17 protein-coding genes are annotated in these 16,844 nt (G+C 46.9%); 5 read left to right on the forward strand and 12 right to left on the reverse strand.

Annotated elements, in window-relative coordinates:
• Positions 1 to 12: 12 nt before the first annotated feature.
• The 6 genes from LSG34_RS18920 to LSG34_RS18945 form a co-directional block, all read right to left on the reverse strand.
• Entirely contained in the window at positions 13 to 1,332 is a 1,320-nt protein-coding gene (locus LSG34_RS18920) for an ATP-binding protein (protein WP_233010852.1), read from the reverse strand.
• A gap of 306 nt (positions 1,333 to 1,638) precedes the next feature.
• Entirely contained in the window at positions 1,639 to 2,415 is a 777-nt protein-coding gene (locus LSG34_RS18925; protein ID WP_233010854.1) for an HNH endonuclease, read from the reverse strand.
• Between the two features lie 94 nt (positions 2,416 to 2,509).
• Positions 2,510 to 3,280, reverse strand: coding sequence for an RES family NAD+ phosphorylase (locus LSG34_RS18930; RefSeq protein ID WP_233010856.1), 771 nt, complete (start codon positions 3,278 to 3,280; stop codon positions 2,510 to 2,512).
• The gene (locus LSG34_RS18935) at positions 3,280 to 3,651 is read right to left on the reverse strand and encodes an MbcA/ParS/Xre antitoxin family protein (protein WP_233010858.1); all 372 of its coding nucleotides are present in this window, start codon (positions 3,649 to 3,651) and stop codon (positions 3,280 to 3,282) included. The genes LSG34_RS18930 and LSG34_RS18935 overlap by 1 nt, the downstream gene beginning before the upstream one ends.
• A gap of 85 nt (positions 3,652 to 3,736) precedes the next feature.
• Positions 3,737 to 4,267 (reverse strand): DUF6942 family protein, encoded by a 531-nt coding sequence (locus LSG34_RS18940; protein WP_233010860.1) that lies wholly within the window; start codon positions 4,265 to 4,267, stop codon positions 3,737 to 3,739.
• 46 nt (positions 4,268 to 4,313) lie between these two features.
• Complete coding sequence (locus LSG34_RS18945; RefSeq protein ID WP_233010862.1) at positions 4,314 to 5,108, reverse strand: helix-turn-helix domain-containing protein; 795 nt, start codon at positions 5,106 to 5,108, stop codon at positions 4,314 to 4,316.
• A gap of 109 nt (positions 5,109 to 5,217) precedes the next feature.
• Between LSG34_RS18945 and LSG34_RS18950 the strand changes: the two genes are divergently transcribed.
• Positions 5,218 to 5,592, forward strand: a complete 375-nt coding sequence (locus tag LSG34_RS18950; protein ID WP_233010864.1) for a DUF3224 domain-containing protein — start codon at positions 5,218 to 5,220, stop codon at positions 5,590 to 5,592.
• Between the two features lie 161 nt (positions 5,593 to 5,753).
• Here the strand turns inward: LSG34_RS18950 and LSG34_RS18955 are convergent, their stop codons facing one another.
• The 4 genes from LSG34_RS18955 to LSG34_RS18970 are packed head-to-tail and all read right to left on the reverse strand — an operon-like array spanning position 5,754 to position 10,513.
• Positions 5,754 to 7,355: an amidohydrolase family protein gene (locus LSG34_RS18955; RefSeq protein ID WP_233010866.1), complete on the reverse strand. Its 1,602-nt coding sequence runs from the start codon at positions 7,353 to 7,355 to the stop codon at positions 5,754 to 5,756.
• Between the two features lie 57 nt (positions 7,356 to 7,412).
• Positions 7,413 to 8,672: a sensor histidine kinase gene (locus LSG34_RS18960; protein ID WP_233010868.1), complete on the reverse strand. Its 1,260-nt coding sequence runs from the start codon at positions 8,670 to 8,672 to the stop codon at positions 7,413 to 7,415.
• Positions 8,665 to 9,378 carry a response regulator transcription factor gene (locus LSG34_RS18965; protein ID WP_233010870.1) on the reverse strand — a complete coding sequence of 238 codons (714 nt, stop codon included), beginning with the start codon at positions 9,376 to 9,378 and terminating at the stop codon, positions 8,665 to 8,667. The genes LSG34_RS18960 and LSG34_RS18965 overlap by 8 nt, the downstream gene beginning before the upstream one ends.
• Before the next feature lies 1 nt (position 9,379).
• The gene (locus LSG34_RS18970; protein WP_233010872.1) at positions 9,380 to 10,513 is read right to left on the reverse strand and encodes a type 1 glutamine amidotransferase domain-containing protein; all 1,134 of its coding nucleotides are present in this window, start codon (positions 10,511 to 10,513) and stop codon (positions 9,380 to 9,382) included.
• 196 nt (positions 10,514 to 10,709) lie between these two features.
• Between LSG34_RS18970 and LSG34_RS18975 the strand changes: the two genes are divergently transcribed.
• A complete protein-coding gene (locus LSG34_RS18975; RefSeq protein ID WP_233010874.1) occupies positions 10,710 to 11,486 on the forward strand; it encodes a hypothetical protein in 777 nt (258 codons plus the stop codon).
• 50 nt (positions 11,487 to 11,536) lie between these two features.
• Here the strand turns inward: LSG34_RS18975 and LSG34_RS18980 are convergent, their stop codons facing one another.
• The gene (locus tag LSG34_RS18980; protein ID WP_233010876.1) at positions 11,537 to 12,979 is read right to left on the reverse strand and encodes an amidohydrolase family protein; all 1,443 of its coding nucleotides are present in this window, start codon (positions 12,977 to 12,979) and stop codon (positions 11,537 to 11,539) included.
• A gap of 265 nt (positions 12,980 to 13,244) precedes the next feature.
• Between LSG34_RS18980 and LSG34_RS18985 the strand changes: the two genes are divergently transcribed.
• From LSG34_RS18985 to LSG34_RS18995, 3 genes are all read left to right on the forward strand, one after another.
• Entirely contained in the window at positions 13,245 to 13,493 is a 249-nt protein-coding gene (locus LSG34_RS18985; RefSeq protein WP_233010878.1) for a YdcH family protein, read from the forward strand.
• A gap of 185 nt (positions 13,494 to 13,678) precedes the next feature.
• Positions 13,679 to 14,299: a LysE family translocator gene (locus LSG34_RS18990; RefSeq protein ID WP_233010880.1), complete on the forward strand. Its 621-nt coding sequence runs from the start codon at positions 13,679 to 13,681 to the stop codon at positions 14,297 to 14,299.
• A gap of 153 nt (positions 14,300 to 14,452) precedes the next feature.
• Positions 14,453 to 15,994, forward strand: a complete 1,542-nt coding sequence (locus tag LSG34_RS18995) for an alpha-N-arabinofuranosidase (RefSeq protein WP_233010882.1) — start codon at positions 14,453 to 14,455, stop codon at positions 15,992 to 15,994.
• A 63-nt stretch (positions 15,995 to 16,057) separates the two neighbouring features.
• Here the strand turns inward: LSG34_RS18995 and LSG34_RS19000 are convergent, their stop codons facing one another.
• Positions 16,058 to 16,555 carry a DUF1993 family protein gene (locus tag LSG34_RS19000; protein WP_233010884.1) on the reverse strand — a complete coding sequence of 166 codons (498 nt, stop codon included), beginning with the start codon at positions 16,553 to 16,555 and terminating at the stop codon, positions 16,058 to 16,060.
• Positions 16,556 to 16,844 lie beyond the last annotated feature (289 nt).

Genomic DNA, 16,844 nt, shown 5'->3' on the forward strand with positions numbered 1-16,844 from the left:
CGGGCTTTTTTATCACAGCAGATGTGTGCGTACGGCCTGCGCCGTGTAATACAGTGGGTACACCAGATGTTGCTGCTCAAGCGGTGACGAGCCCTGAGTACCGGTCAGTTTAATGGTTTTGACCGGACTACATTTTTCAATATAAGACTGCAGTGACCTGGCTCTGGTGCGTTTACCACTTTTTACTTCCAGCGGTATCACATTGCCGATGATATCGGCCAGAATAAACTCTATTTCCGCCCGAGCATCACCCCAGGAAAAGGTTGGATCAATGCCCAGTGCAGCTAACTCCTGCTGCACAAAGTTTTCTGCGATGTAACCCTTGTAGTCATAATTTTGCTGCTTTATTTCCAGATAGCTGACACCCAGCATATGGTTAAGTAAGCCAACATCAAACAGAAACAGCTTTACCATATTGTCTTTTTTGTAAGCAGCTAACGGGCTGCGTGGTGTGCCTTCAACAGGATAGTTTTTTAAGATCAGCCGGCACTTCTCCAGCCAAATGATGCCGCTTTCCAGCTCCTGATAACGGGATTTACGCTCATACACCTGTTTGAACTTAAAGCGTTGAACAGATTCATCCATTACTGCAGCAAGCTGAGCTGGCACTGCAGTAAACACAGCTTCGATTAAACCGGCATCCACCTTGCCAGAGTATTTACCAAAATCCCGCACATAACCGGCCAGCAAATCGGCATGTACCTGTGACACCGCTTTTACACGCTCCAGTATGCTTTGCTCAGCCAGTTCAAACCAGAGACTAACGGCCTCTGGCATACCGCCAGTAAAGTAGTAATCTGTCAGCTTATCAAACAGCTTAGTGTGTGCTGCTGCTGAGTTTTGCCCGGCATCATAGGCTTTTAACAGCATCGCCTCGCCAGAGGCTAATAAGAACTCGCGGAAGGTTAACGGCCTTAAGTTGTATTGCTCAACCTTGCCTACCGGAAAGGTATTCAGCAAACCTATGTTAGAGCCACTGGCGGCAATAAACGCCTGCGGGGTTTGCTCGGCAAAGTACTTTAATGCCGTCACCGCACGTGGGCATTCGCCAATTTCATCGAGGATCAGCAAGTCAGTTGCCATATTAAACGGCTGGCCTGTTAGCAGCTCTATATTACTCAGTATATCGCTTGGGGTTAACGAACCAGCAAAAGCATCCTGCATCTGCGGCGACTCAAGAAAATCCACCCGCAGTACCTTTGCAAAGTGTTGGCCAAATAACTCTTTTAGCAAATAGGTTTTACCCGTTTGCCTTGCACCATCAATCAGCAGAGGCTTACGATCATGCTTCAGTTTCCAGCCCAGCAATGCTGTCAATAAATCGCGTTCCATAGCTCCACCTTAATGTCGTCACCTTGCGCCAAGGTTACACTTTTATGCGGATAAAAACAAACAGTCAAACACTTTTATGCGCACAAAAGTGTTAATTAATACATTTAAATGCGCATAAAAGTGTAGGAACTTCGGGGGGATTAGCGGAATAGTATTAAAAATCAAGCGACAGGAAGTTCAATAAAGCTGGAGCCATGTGTTTACCTCTAACTACCTAGACATGTACGTCGATCATCCTCTTCGCAATGAAAACAGCTTGCCGAGCTTATGATTCCAGACTTACTCACCTGAGGTTAGCGATTAACCTTAAAACCTCTTCTCAAAAATTGTTTCTCTATGCATCGCTAAAAACTCGACCTGAGGGCTGAACTTGTCTGGTAAAAAGATACTTTTGCCATGAAAGCTTTTTATAGACGAATCAAAGAATTGGTCATTTTTATGATTAATTTGACTCGACACTACCACACGAAAATTTTCATCAATAGTCATTAGCCCCAAATCAAAAGCTTTATCATGCAAAGCCGACAGAGCTAGGCCATTACCTGGATTTAAACGGTTATGAATATCCTGGCTCCAAGGCACAATATGGCTAGCTATCAATAACTTAGGTACAGATAAGCCACTGATACAGCAACGGTTGTTATAAGCGCTTAATACCGCAGCTCTAAAATATGATTGGCCTAACCGAACCTGAGTGATAGTTTCTTTGCTCATTCCTTGATAGTTAATAGGCGGCTCTTCTCGAACATCAGGCCAAGCTTGATGCAAAGGACCAGCTAATAGGGAAATGGCAGCGTCCATCTGTGCAGAAAAAGCCAACCAATCCGTCTTCATTTCCAACCACATAGCACGGTCAGCGTTAGAAGCGCCCTTCAAACCAACACGTCCCGTTGAAGTGATAGCAGGATCTAAACTAGCGATATTGGTTAACTTCATCGCTAATGAAGAGGGGGTTCGGCCCATGAGAGTAGCGTACTGAATAATTTCAGGGTTGCGTGCATGCAGCCTCCCAAAAGGTATACGAACATACAAGCTAAATGCCACCAACAGCTGCGGCCTAACCCATGGTTTTGACTCTGCCAACCTAAACGTCCTTTGTTTTGATGCCTAATGAAGTTACTTTGCCAGGTTAAGTTCATTTTTCAAAACAAATCGTTGTTTTAGATAGCTATATTCTTCACCCCGGCCAAGGCAACTGCCCATCCAGCAGAAACAAATCCAGCGGATAGACATAAAGCTCTGCTTCACCTTGTTGTTTAAATACCACCAGATCGGCGCTAAGTTCGCAGAGCCAAGGGCTGGTGTGATCTGGTTTGGGGCTGGTGAAAGCTTTGGGAGAAAACAGACCAACACAAATACCTTGATTTGGGTCGCGGGCGGATTGGTATTCGAATAGCTCGACTCCGGCTTTTCGCATAGCTGTGCCTAGTTGCTGGCTGTGTTGGTAATTGGTTTTGGCTGTTAGCTCTGTGCTGTAAGCGTTAAAAGGGGGCTGATGCAAAGCCACTGCTTTGGCTGAACTATAGCCGACACTAAGCAAGCTGTGTTGTGATCTCAGGCTGTTTTTCGGTGCTGCGGCCTCTATCGAATACCAAAAAATAAATCTGTAGTAAGCCGATTCAGCAAGGGTGGTTGTGACAGAACAAGCACCATAAAAAATGCCTGGCTCAAAAACAGAGCCAAAACGTGACCCCCATTGCAGCGGCGGGTAACGGAAAGGCGATTTCAGCAAATAATGCAGCGACTCTGTCGCTTCAGGTAACGCAGGTTTGACGTTTTCCAGCAACTGTTCCAGCACAGCCTGTTCGGCCAGCGTGTCGACATAACTTAAAGTGGCCACTTGTTGCTGGCTTTCGACCAGCCGGAACAATTGCCCGTGGACCTTTTTGATCTGCTTTTGTCCTTCGCAGCTTGTCCACAGCGCATCTGATGCCACAGCAACTGACACTATAATTTGCCCCGCATCGCATCCACAAACTGCAGCACCTGCATCAGGCCCTGAATACTCTGCACCTGCTGTGCTGGTATGCCGCCTGTGACTTTATTGGGGCTATGCATAAAGTGTTTAATCCAGTCCGGGTCGCCACCAGCCAGACTATATAAAGCGCGGGCGACACGAATAAGCAACAAAGCCAGTTCACCTTGCTTTGACTGAGGATCCAGCGTCGGATTCTGCTTTAAACGGCTGACCGCAGTGCGATGCACACCCAATACAGCAGCTAATTCTGCCTGCTTCAAACCCAGTTGATCGGCAGCATTCAGTACAGCTTTGGCCAATACCAGTTGGGGTTGTGGGGCTTGTTGTAGCAATGCGGTCATAACACACCTCGCTGTAAGAGCGAACCTAATCAGTTAGTCGCTTATGCACAAAGTATACGCTTAATGTGCATAATGCACAAATTTATCACTTCAATGTTTTTAATAACGCCGCACTAAACTCAATCTTTTCATTACTCAGTTGGCGGTAATCAAAATAAGGCGTCACCAGCACTTTGTTGCCTGGGTCTATCGCAAACTCTTCATTCATCCAATGCAGCTGACAGCCTAGACCTTGTTGGATCAGTTGCTTAGCATGGATGCGGCCAGCAATTAAATGAATAGTGTTATCGGCAGGGTTTAGCAGCGGCTGGTCAAATAACAGGGCTGTGCCTGAAGATTTTTGTAGTAAAAATTGGTCACGATACTGCTGCCAGCTAGCGGCCTGAGTCGGGAAGGTAAATAGCTTTGGATCCAGAGCCCATAACAACTTGGCGTAGACATTAAACACCTTGCGCCAACCATTACCGCAGTGCTGATAAATCAGATCTATATCACCCGTTTGCATTGCTTCGCAGTCAAACAACTGCTGGTACTGTGGCATTTTGGGTCGGTTTTCCACATAGACCCTAAAGCTGGCGTTTTGATCCCCTAGTCCAATCACGTTTTTCTGTCTCATCCGATAAAAACTGCTGTTATGGTAACGGATTTTATCTGCTTTGCCTTCAGGGAAGACGCGTATAGGCTGCTGGAGTCACACCCAAAAACTCTTTAAAGTCGCGAATTAAATGCGACTGATCGGTATAACCTAAAGATTCCACCAGATCGGCAATCTCCACAGATTGTTGCTCCAGCAACAGCAGCGCCTGATGCAGACGGTATTTACGGATCAGCCATTTTGGGTTTATGCCTAAATACTGACGGAAACAACGCTGAATGGCCTGCACCGAAAGATTGCTGCGTTCAGAGAGCAACTCAACCTTGGTTATGTCTGATTGCTGTTTGATAAGGCTAACCAGTTGCCGCACTCTGGCACCATGTTCAGATGGCGCAATAGCAAAGGGTTTAAAGCAGGATTGCAGTATGGCTACCCGTTGTTGATCTGAGTTTGCCGCCGACAACTCAGACAGCAGCCGACTGGTATCCAGATTAAAAACCTGCTCTACCTCAAGCTGTTTATCGATAAAGTCAGCAGGTTTAAAATTCAATCGTTCAGCCAATGCACCCAACGCAAACTTAACGCCAATAATCTGGCCTCTGCCTTGCATTTCATAACTATAACTTTTGCTGACAGGCCCAAGCAGAGTGACAGTACCTGTGTTGATCACTAAGTGGAAATTCGGGTCTGGTAAGTTTTGTTGAATATGAGCGGCTTTACCGCGTAAGTCCCAATCGACCAGCCAAAATTGCTCAATCAATTCAGCAAGCGCTGCATCAGGGAGATAACGCCGTAGTTGGTAGAGCTCAGCACTTTGGCGTTGGTGTAGCACCCCAGTGATTGGATTGTGATTGCTTTGCAAAACCCTACTCCACAGCAAAACCTCTGAATGACGTGTTTTTACAATACCTTAGATCTGCCGCATGATACTGTTAAATCAGCACAATTAATCAGGCAAGGCAGAACAATTAATGCAATTGAAAGGCACATTCCAAATTACCGAATGGCAAGAATCGGTCACCCAATCTTTTGATCATGGAGCCAAACTCAGCAAAGCTCTGGTGAATCAAAGCTACAGTGGCGACATCACCGGAAGCAGTGAAGTGCACTACCAACTGAACTATGAAACAACAGGCGATGCCAGCTTTAACGGCTTTGAATTTATTACCGGCAGTATTGGTGATACGCCTTGTCAATTCACGCTGAAACACTATGGCGCTTTTGAAAAGGGCGTCGCCAAAAGCCAGTTTGTCATTATCAGCAGCGCTACCCATGCTGAACTGCTGGGCCTGAGCGGCAGTTTTACCTCAGGTGAAGCTGGACAAGCGAGTTATGTTATTGGTTAAACAACAAAGCTCTACCTGCAAGTACGACTAATGAATACCCTAAGTAATTGCTGTCACAGCGCGGCGGCAAGTGAGTGAGTCCCCAGGAGCATAGTTGTCTATGTGACTGGGGCGAGAGAGCGCAGCCAACAAAGCAGTGGCTGCAAGTACGACGGGTATTGTCAGTCTGCAAACTGCTGGCGCACCGGCGCACTCATCAAAGCATCCCACAGCAAATGCAGGTTTAGCCTGATGCTGTTGGCCTGATCTTCAGCAAAACGCTCCAGCTGTTGCAGCACAACTTGTGGATACCAGTGACCTGCCAACACCACAGCTTGTGGTTCACGCATGGTCGCTAAATCCAGCAAGGGGTTATGATTTAGCAGCAGTAAGTCGGCCGTTTTACCTACAGCCACTGAACCTGTTTCTGCTGCCATGCCAGAAAAAACAGCAGGATTGATAGTGGCGGTTTGAATCACTTCTAAAGGGGTTAAACCAGCCTGCTGATAAAGCGCCAGCTCGTCGTGTAAACCAGAGCCTGCAAAGACAAAAGAGTCGGGTGTATCTGTGCCCGCCAGAATTTTTACTCCGGCTTGCTGAGCTTGTTTGACCTGCTGCTGCGCTAAAACCAGCAATTCGGCATGTACATTCAGTCCTTTGCTATCGTAAGCCTTTTTCAACATGGCATCGGCGTCGCCCTGCCAGAGTAACTGCAGCAGATAAGGCACAAATTTCAGCCTGCTGTCTTGCCGGAATGCTGTGTCCCCTGCTTTCGCGCCTAATTGCAAAGTGAGTAAGGTTGGGCTCCACCAGGTGTTGGATAACGCCATGTGTTGCATCAGTTGTTGGCACAACTCCGGGTTTTGACTTTGCAGTAGTTCACGCCATTGCTCTGGCTGAAAACTCCGGCTAAGTGGCTGTTGTTTATAGACTTTGATCGCATCGGCACATTCAAAAATAAAGACGCGGCCATGTTCCACACTACGCTGCCCAGCTTCTAGCATCTGCTGAAAAGACACCAGCCAGGGTTGATGCCCGGCCAACGCCATATCAGCCTTATCAGCTGCTACCACTAACCACTGGTATTGCTGCAGGCTAAGTTGTTCATAGACTTTAATAAAATCAGTGCCTTGTGCCTGATAATGTTCAACCAAGGCTTTAGCATCTGCAGCAGATTGCAGCTTAAAAAATGCAGGATAGCTCGCTGGTACTTCAGGCCCGCCATTTAACTGATAACTGCTGTGTAACCAATAGTTTGGACTGGTTCTTCGACCAGCATGCAGCTGCTGCGTCCAGCGTTTTCTGTCTGCTGTGCAGGCCTGAAAACTATCAGGCTGCAGCATACAACCCGATAGATCCCGCACTGCAGTGACGCCTGCAGCTATCCACAGCGGATGATGCAGTTGAGGCGAAAGCTGTAAGGAATGAGTGTGCATATCGCTCAGGCCTGGCATTAAAAACCGACCTGCTGCATGTACTTTTAAGCGGCCGTCGGCCATCAGTTCGGTGCGAATTGTTGTGTTTTTATCCGTTACCACTGCATCAGAAGCAGCAATCTTGCTGATCCGCCCCTGATCAATCCACACAGCCTGATGCGGATGAATTTGCCCTGTTTCCACATCCACAATACTGACATCATCCAACAACAAAGGAGCTGTGCTGGCTGGACCAGGTGCTTCAGGTGAAGGCCAACTGACGCAGCCAACCAGTACAACGAAACAGCTCAGCAGCACCACAAGCAACACCAGTGTGCTTTGTTTTAACAGATAAAATAGCCGATACATAAAAAGCTCCACTTGATGAATCATCAGCAGAATAGAAGAAAAGATGTGAAAAAAACGTCAAAGTTGTGGCCAGACAAGCCTGACTATCAGTTGCTGTTCTGAGCGGTTTAACTGAAGCTCCAGCCCGGTTTGTTGACAGAGTCGCTGCACTATGCCAAGCCCCAAACCATAACCGCTACTTTGTCGGCCTTTAGCAAATAAAGCAGTCAGTTCTGTGGGCTGATCGTCGTCTTGCAGCGGGTTACGGATCAGCAATTGCTCTGAGTTAGCGCTGATATAAATAGTACCGGCAGCGCTATGTAAAAAAGCATTTTGCAGCAAATTGGTTAGTACCATCTGCAGCAATACAGGGTTCAGTTGCAGCTGTAAGTCTGGCGCTACCTGCAGCTCCAATTCAATGTTTTTACCATCTAACAAGGGTGATAAGTTCAGGATTAGTTGCTCTAACAAGCCCGCTAATTTGATGTTTTCAGTCTGGCCCAAATGCTGCTCTCGTGACATCGCCAGTAAAGTGCTGATCAGCTGATTCATTTGCCTGCTGCTGTGCTGAATTTGCTCTAAGCGTTGTTGCTGTTCTGCTGGCCATGCTTGTGTGGACATCTGAGCAAGCAACAACTCGCAGCTGCTTTGGATCACCGCCAGTGGTGTACGTAGCTCGTGGCTGGCATCACGGCTAAAAGCTTGTTCCCGTTCAATAAAAGCCTGCACTCTTAACCAGTTTTGCTCTAAAGCTTCGGCCAATACACCAATTTCATTGGCCGGAAAAGCTTTGGAAAACCCCGGACTAAACTGATCCTTTTGCACCAGCTCTGCCAATTGAGTTAAGGGCCGCGTGGCCCGACGGGCTAAGGCAAAACCCAAAGCTGCTGCCAGCAACAACATCACTAAAGTGCTGATGCCATACAACAAAAACATTTCATCCCGAATAGGCCGCACCACCAGTTGCTGACTGACTTCGGCGACTAACCAAACCGGCTCTTTGGCTGAGGGGTGACTAAAAGAACGAATATGGTAATGCCGGCCTTCAAGGCCACTGTACTCAGTGCGTTTGGTATCGGGTTCAAGCTGCTGCTGTAAATCGGCAGGGAAATCCTTCACGCTGTGGAAAATCTGCATGCCAGTAGATAAAGGTGCGATTAACTGCGGCTGTTGTAACTGGCGTTTTTCTTCATCCATTAACTGATGGCGGAAAAACTGATCTTCCACCGTGTAGACAAAAATCACGTTAAAAAAGCTAAATAACGAAGCACAAAGCAGCGCCAGAATGACACAAGCCCAAACAATACGTTGGCCTAAACTACGGGCAGGTTTATGCATCAGCTTGCTCCTGTGGCAACATCAGCTTAAAACCTATGCCGTAGACGGTTTGCAACATGGCGTCTTTAAAAGGTTTATCCAGTTGCTGGCGCAGCAGGTAAATATGAGCACGCAATGCATCAGAATCCGGTGGCTCGTCACCCCACAGCTGATAACTTAAGTCAGAGCGGCTGACCAAAGCCGGATAAGCTTCGGCCAACACCACTAAAATACGATAACCCAAAGGATGTAAATCCAGTTGCAGTCCTGCGCGGCTGGCTTGTTGTTGCGATCTGTCGATCAGTAGTGGCCCAAGTTGCAACTGCGGGTCAACGCTCAATAAATGGCGACGACTTAAAGCCAAACAACGCACTGCCAATTCAGCCAGTTCAAACGGCTTCGTCAGATAATCATCAGCACCAGCAGCAAAACCCTGCAACTTATCATCCAGACTGTCCAAAGCCGTTAACATCAACACAGGCACAGTTTTTAGCCACAACTGGCGCAGCTGTCTACAGAGCTGTCGGCCATCCGTATCAGGCAACATCAAATCCAGCAGCACTAAGTCATAGCTATGCTGTTTCGCCAGCTGCAAGGCTAAAGCACCAGTAGCCGTATAATCCAGCTGATGCCCTGCTGCGGTCAGATAATCGATGATATTGCAGGCCAGCGCCTGCTGATCTTCCACCAGCAGAATACGCAGGCCGGGCTGGCTTTGATTTTTCAAGTTATCCCTTCACTTTACTCAGCAGCTGTTCTGCTGATTTAGAGTCTGGTTGTTGTTTTAGCACAGCTTTTGCCAGTTCAACAGCGCGAGTTGTATTACCCAGCTGCAATTGGCCTTGTGCCAGAGCCATTAAAAACTGTGGATCGGTAAAGCTGCCGCTGACTAACTCCATCACCTGCACTGCTTGCTTACGCTCTGGATCTGCTTTGGCAAATTGCAGGTAGTAATAACCCCAAATGGCCATCAGTGGGATATCCACCAGCTTTTCATCCAGCTGTGGCGGGATAGGCTGACCTGCTAAAAACTGCTGAATTAAAGTGACAGCCTGTTCATCTGGAAAAGCCTGACGTTGTGCAGTTTTCAGTTCCAAATGACTTAACATCGCATCCACCAAAGCCGGAGTAGAAAACGGGTTTTGGCCTGTAATGAGTTTGCCATCCTGCACCACCAAAGGCAGCATAGGGCCGGTGTGCTGATACAAAGCACCTGCTTTGGTTAAGCCATCCTGCAATAGAAACGGATACAACTGCAGCATCTCTTTAGCAAACATGCTTTCTTCCTGATTACTAAAACCCGCTACTTTTTTGCCCTGCAGTAATAATGAACCGTCGGGATTTTTCACATGAAGTAAAGCCGCAGGACCATGACAAACCGCAGCTATGATTTTCTGCTGTGCCGCCATATCTGCCAGCAGTTGCTGTAAAGGCTGGTGATCAGCCAAATCAAACATAGCGCCTTTGCCACCCAGCACCAGCACAGCCTGATAGTTCTTGGCCTGGATGTCGCTGAGCTTTTTGCTGTTGGCAAGTAAACGCATAGCCTCGGGGCTGGCTAATACTGCAGCGTTATAAGGCTTAGCCTTGTTGTATTCACCCACTTCCACTTTACCGCCTTTGGGGCTGGCCAATTCAAGCTGAACTTGTGGGCTGAGCAACTGATAAGCCATGGAGTACTCATCAAACTCCATGCCTGGCTTTGTTGGGTCGTCGGCCACGCCATAACTGCTGGCGACTAATAATACCTTGGGTTTATCAGCAGGTTCTTCAGCTTGAGCCATGCCGAACAGTGACAAAGCGGCCAGCAGCATAAGACCGGCCTTTTTAAAGCCAGCTTTTTTAAAGAGTGTTGATTTCATCTTTTGTTACTCCATGTTCAGGATTCGCCTGCAGAGTGACAAAACAAAAGTGAAAAGGGCGTGAAAGACGGCCAATCCTTCTACAAGCCATACTGAATTTTTCATCAACACTGGCATTCACCAGAAACGGGACTAGCATTGATTTGGTCTTCAATATCAATAGCAACTATCAAAAAACAGATAAAGGAACCACAGCATGAATCGTTATTCTTTAATTGTTTTCAGTACTTTATTACTACTAAGCGGTTGTAGCCAGATAGCGGCAAATTATCGGGTTGATCCTGTATTAAAACCTGTCGGCTCCCTCAAACCTTACATCAAGTTTAACGTTGATACAGGTGAAGCTTATGCCGAAATCAATACCGAAAGTTTTCAGGAGGTTTTAGCTGCAGCAAACACCAAAGAAAAAAAAGAAGCGCTGGCTTTTGAACTGATGAGCTTGTCTGATGAAAGTTGCGAGCGGCACAAATCACTGATTATTTCTAATGCTAATACCTGGAATATCAGTACAGGCACAGTCACCAATGTGTTGGCCGGATTGGGAACTGTAGTGGGCGGCGAAAGTGCCAAAGCGGCATTATCAGCAGGTGCAGCCTTATCAAATTCCAGCCGATCTTTAGTCAACGAACAAATTTATGCCAACGCTTTGGCCACAACCATACTGCGCTCTATTGAGCTGAAAAGAAGTGAAGTAAAAAAGCAGATTTATAACGGTTTAGCAGCTAACCAGCAAAGCAGCTACAGCGCATACCAAATGCTATACGACATAGATTATTACCATCAACAATGCTCCTTTATGGTCGGCATGGTAGAAATAACCAAAGCACTGGAAAACCGTAAACCGACTCAGTCCGACATTAAAGAGCAGATAAAATTTGTTGAGCAACAGTTAAAAAGTCCCAACAGCAATACTGAAGTGCTGAAAGGCGAGCTGGAAAAACTGCAGCTTGAGTATAAAAATGCTACTCAGTAGCACGCTGATGGTCGTACCGAATAAGGCCGGATTAACTCCGGCCTCAGCCATTAACCCGCTTTTTGTTCCAGCTCAAGCTTACGTTGTTCGGCTTGCTGTAACAGCTGATCCAATGTGGCGCGGTTATACACTTTGCCCTGATATAACAGAGTTTCAATACTGCGGCTGGCTTTGATATCCAGCAGCGGGTTTTGATTCAGCAACACTAAGTCTGCTTTTTTCCCCACAGCTATGCTGCCGTAGTCTTGGTCCTGATGCATAAAACGCGCACCATTGATGGTGGCCGTCTGCAGAATTTGTGCTGGCGTTAAACCTGCCTGCTGAAACAGTTCCAGTTCGTCATGTAATGCCTGAGCCGGATACACATAAGTGTTCAGCGCCGCCGAGTCACTGCCGGCCAGCAAGGTCACTCCGGCTTGAAGCAGATAAGGTAGCTGGCTGGCGATCAGCTGCTCTTTGTCTTTACGCTGTTGTTGCTGTTCCGGCGTTTCGTTGGCCATACGGTCGATACGCCATTGATAGTTAGAGGTAAAATCTTTAGTCAGATACTTTAAAAATTCATCATGACTATGGTCTGTGTCATGTAAATGCGCCAGTTGTCGCCCGCCAATTAAAGTAGGGGTCACAGCAACATTCAGCTGTTTTAACATGCGGTAGCCTTGTAGCGCCTGCTGCAGGTTAAAGCCTGTTTTGTAGTGTTCTGCTGCCTGTTGATTCGTCATTGTTCCGGCACGCACCTGTGCAGCCACAGCAGCTTCGTCTGCAAAACCAAGGCGTAGCAGATAAGAGGCATGTTCAAGGCTAGATAAACCCGCCTCGGATAGTTGCGCAATACTGGTGCCATAAGGCACATGGCTGGACACTAACAAACCACGTTTTTTTGCTTCTTTAATAGTCGCCAGATATAAATCAGGTTGCAGGGTATTTTCAGTGATCTTGATAAAGTCGACCTGCATCTGCTGCAACTTATCCATACCAGCGAGCATATCGGCTTCGCTGCCTATTTCTAAGTCGCCATCCCACAACGAATTGATGCCTTCAAACTTTTGGCCAGCCGTGAAAATTTTAGGCCCAAGTAGCTTTTGCTGATTCACCTGCTCACGCCAATTCAGCACTACAGGAGCCAGATTACTGGCAGCCTCTCGCACGCCGGTAATGCCATAAGCCAGATAAACAGGTAATAACAGCGCGTTATCTTCCACTAAATCACGGCCTTCAAAATGCACATGCATATCCCATAAACCCGGAATTAAATAGCGGCCACCACCATCCAGTTGCTGCGCTTGTGGGTAATCACTTAACTGAGCTTCGGGCAAAATCGCCTGAATACGGTCTTGTTTGATCACCAGCAGTTGATCCTGCACCAACTGACCTGTGGTCACATCCACCAACTGAACATTATGCAAAACCAGCAGAGGCTCATTCACTTTAGGGGTGCAACTGAATAAAGCAACAGCAGCAGTGGCAATCAACGAAAGGCGAATTAATTTCATCACAAACTCACAACAAATAATGATGACTTTATAGTGCCGCAATACTGCGGCTTAAGGCCAGATCGTCAAACGCGGCAATAACTACGCTGGTCTTATTACTGTCTAGTGTCCGCTTGTGCTGGATCAAAGACCAATCAGATAAAAGGCGTAGCATGAGGGACAGAGCACAGACAGCACTACTGTAACAAAGCAACATAAAGCTGTACTGCCTGCGCCGGAGCATGTTTTACCGGCACAGCACACAATAAAACAACGGGGAAAAACTATGCCAGAAAAACACGATTTACATTCTGAATTTCCAGAATTTAAAGAACAAATTCATCAGTTAAAACAGCACAATAACCACTTTGCAGTGCTGTTTAGCCGCTACCATGAAATTGACCACGAAATACACCGCATTGAGCAAGGCGCGGAAGTATGCAGCGACGATTATCTGGAGCAGCAAAAAGTACAACGTTTGCATTTAAAAGATGATTTATTCAGCATGCTAAAAGCTGCTGAGACTACTGTTTAACCGCTCTGATACCAATAGAACGGGCCTGTGCTGGCCCGTTTTCTTATGGTTGCACAGTCCTCTTCACCGAACAAAAACCTCCGACTTTGAAACACTTAGGGAAACAGTGTTATTACTTTGAGCCAGGCTGTGTTTTGCCATAAAAGCTTTACCATAGCGCTAACCCGAAGCAGTGGATCACGGCGATGCAGCAGTGGTGGTTATTTTTTAGTATTGCGTTGGTCACAACCTTTTCGCCTGGCCCTGCCGTATTGTTTGCCGTCAGTAATGCCTTGGGCATGGGCGCACGCACAGCCGTCTTTGGCTCTTTGGGCAATGTACTGGGCTTAAGCTTATTGTCTTTGCTGGCTTTTGTTGGTTTGGGTGTGGTGCTTGCGACTTCTCCGTTAGCATTTTTAACACTGAAAATAGCCGGGGCCGGTTATCTGGTCTATCTGGCGTTACAGCAATGGCAGCAGAGCCGGCAAATCAAAAACCTACAGGCTGGTGCACCGCAAAAACGTCGGCAAATATTCCGTCAGGGTTTTGTGGTGGCCATCACCAACCCCAAAGCTATTTTGTTTTTCTCCGCTTTATTTCCGCAGTTTATTCAACCCGATCAGGCTGCATGGCCGCAGTTTAGCTTGCTGACCGCTACTTTTATTCTCTGTTCTTTGATTTCGCATGGCAGTTATTTACTGCTGGCGCATAAGCTTCAACCTTACCTGCAACAAGCTAAACCGGCACGCTGGCTGAACCGGATCAGCGCTTTGTTATTGCTACTGATTGGCGTCAGTTTGTTATGGACTGAAAGCAGCCACTGGTAAAAAGCCACGTTATGTTTTTTCACAAAGCGACTTCATCTTTTTCCTTTGCAAAGGGTTAATCGTTGTATTGTCCTACAATAGGATGTATAAAAAACCCTCACCACCCAACCGACAGCACAAATCAAACTCCATACAAATCAACAGGAGAACTCGATGCGAGTTATAAAACCACTATTGCTGGCCCTTGGTTTTGGCCTGAGCGCTACAGCTCTGGCCGCCACACAAATTCAGCTCGATAGCAGTGCCAAAGGTGCTGTGATCAATAAAAATATCTATGGTCAGTTTGCCGAACATTTAGGCCGTGGCATTTATGAAGGCCTTTGGGTAGGCCCGGATTCTAAAATTGCCAATACCAAAGGCTTTCGTAACGACGTTTTAGCCGCGTTAAAAGACTTACATGTACCTTTGATCCGTTGGCCAGGCGGTTGTTTTGCCGACGAATACCATTGGCGTGATGGCGTAGGCCCACGAGATAAAAGACCAGTCAAATTAAACACCAACTGGGGCGGCGTCGAAGAAGATAACGCTGTCGGCACTCATGAGTTTTTTGACCTGGTGGAATTGCTGGGCGCCGAAGCTTACGTCAATGGTAACCTCGGCACAGGCACACCACAGGAAATGGCTGAATGGCTGGAGTATATGACGGCCGAAGGCAAATCCACTTTAGCCGAATTACGCCGTAAAAATGGCCGCGATAAGCCATTTAAAGTGCATTATTTTGGTGTAGGCAATGAAGCCTGGGGTTGCGGCGGCAACATGTCGGTGGAGTACTACACCAATTTGTATAAGCATTACACCACCTTCCTGAAAACTCCGGCCAACAATACGCCAAAATGGATAGCCAGCGGCAGCCACAGTGAAGACACCTCCTGGGCTGACTATATGACAGCCAATATCAAACAAAAAATGGATGCTGTCAGTTTCCACTACTACACCCTGCCCACAGGTAAATGGGATGTGAAAGGCGCGGCGCTGCAATTCCCGGAAAGCGAGTGGATCAGCACCATGCAGCGCACCCTGGCAATGGACGGTTTTATCACCAATAACAAAAAGGTGATGGATAAACATGATCCTGAGAAAAAAGTCGGCTTTTATGTCGATGAATGGGGCACCTGGTTCGACGTGGAAAAAGGCGAGAACCCGGGCTTTTTGTATCAACAAAACAGCTTAAGAGACGCCATAGTGGCGGCACTGAACTTCAATATTTTCCATAAGCATGCCGACCGGGTGCATATGACCAATATTGCGCAGATGGTGAACGTATTACAGGCCATGATACTGACGGATAAGGAAAAAATGATCCTGACGCCTACCTATCATGCTTTTAAAATGTATGTGCCGTTTCAGGACGCAACAGCCTTACCGCTGAAGCTGAGTAATGTACCGGATTACAAACTGGGTGAGGTGTCAGTACCAGCAATTAGCGCCACAGCAGCCAAAGCTAAAGATGGTTCTGTCTATCTGGCGCTGGTGAATGCCAATCCAAATAAAGCGGAAACAGCGGAGATCAACCTGGATGGTATTACGATTAATAGCGTATCAGGCCAGTTATTAACTGCTGAAGCTATGGATACCCACAATACCTTTGCTAAACCAGAAGCCATCAAGCCAACAGCCTTCAGCGCCAAAGGTAAAAACGGCAAACTAAGCCTGGAACTGCCTGCGAAGTCTATAGTGGTGGTAAAAGTACAATAAGCTGAGGGGTCAGTCACAGCAATCAAAAGGGCAATTCAGTTTGCCCTTTTTTATATGCCAGAGCTACCGCAGAAAAGAAAAACCTTCCGGATACTGATGCCAACCATCAAAATCACCTTTAGTTAAAGGCACTTGCTGAGCCCGGGCTATGGCGTACACCATGCCGTAGTGAAAGTAAAAATTCGGCAAAGCATAGAGATACAAAAACTGCTCCCCTGTTAGTTCCAGCTCTGCAAAACCAGCGGTAGTTTCAATACGCTTTTGCTGCCAACCAACAAAATCATGAGGCTGAAGCGACTGTAAGAACTCTACGGTTAAATGGATTTGCTGCTCTAGATCAGCCCAGCTTGGTTTGGGCTTGCCGAAAATTGGTTTTTCCTTATCAGCCAATGGACTACAAGCACGCAACGAAAAACAAATAGCGGTTTGCGCCTGCTGCCATAACGGAAATTGTTCAGCTGTTAAAGCCGCATCCAGCAAAGCAGCATCATGCTGCTGAATTTTCTGCAACGACAAAGCCAACTGGCGCAAAGGATGAATAAAAAGCACATTGGGTAACATAGAGTTGTCCTTTCTCAATGCTAAAAGTCTTGGAGTAAATTACGGAGCAAACCTTTATTTAGGGTCAACCGCCAACACCTGCAGCATAACGCCAAAATGGGTTTATTACATCCCGCTAATGTTGATGGTATCGATATATTTGGATCTACACAAATACCCTAAGGCGATCATACAGGTCGCCCCTACAGCACTATCCCAAACAAATATCTCACCACCGCGACAAATGTCGCAGATTTTGCTTGACCTTAATGTGACATTTGTCGCACTCTAAAAGCATAGTGAAATCACA

It is taken from the genome of Rheinheimera faecalis (assembly GCF_021290965.1).
GTDB classification, from domain to species: domain Bacteria; phylum Pseudomonadota; class Gammaproteobacteria; order Enterobacterales; family Alteromonadaceae; genus Pararheinheimera; species Pararheinheimera faecalis.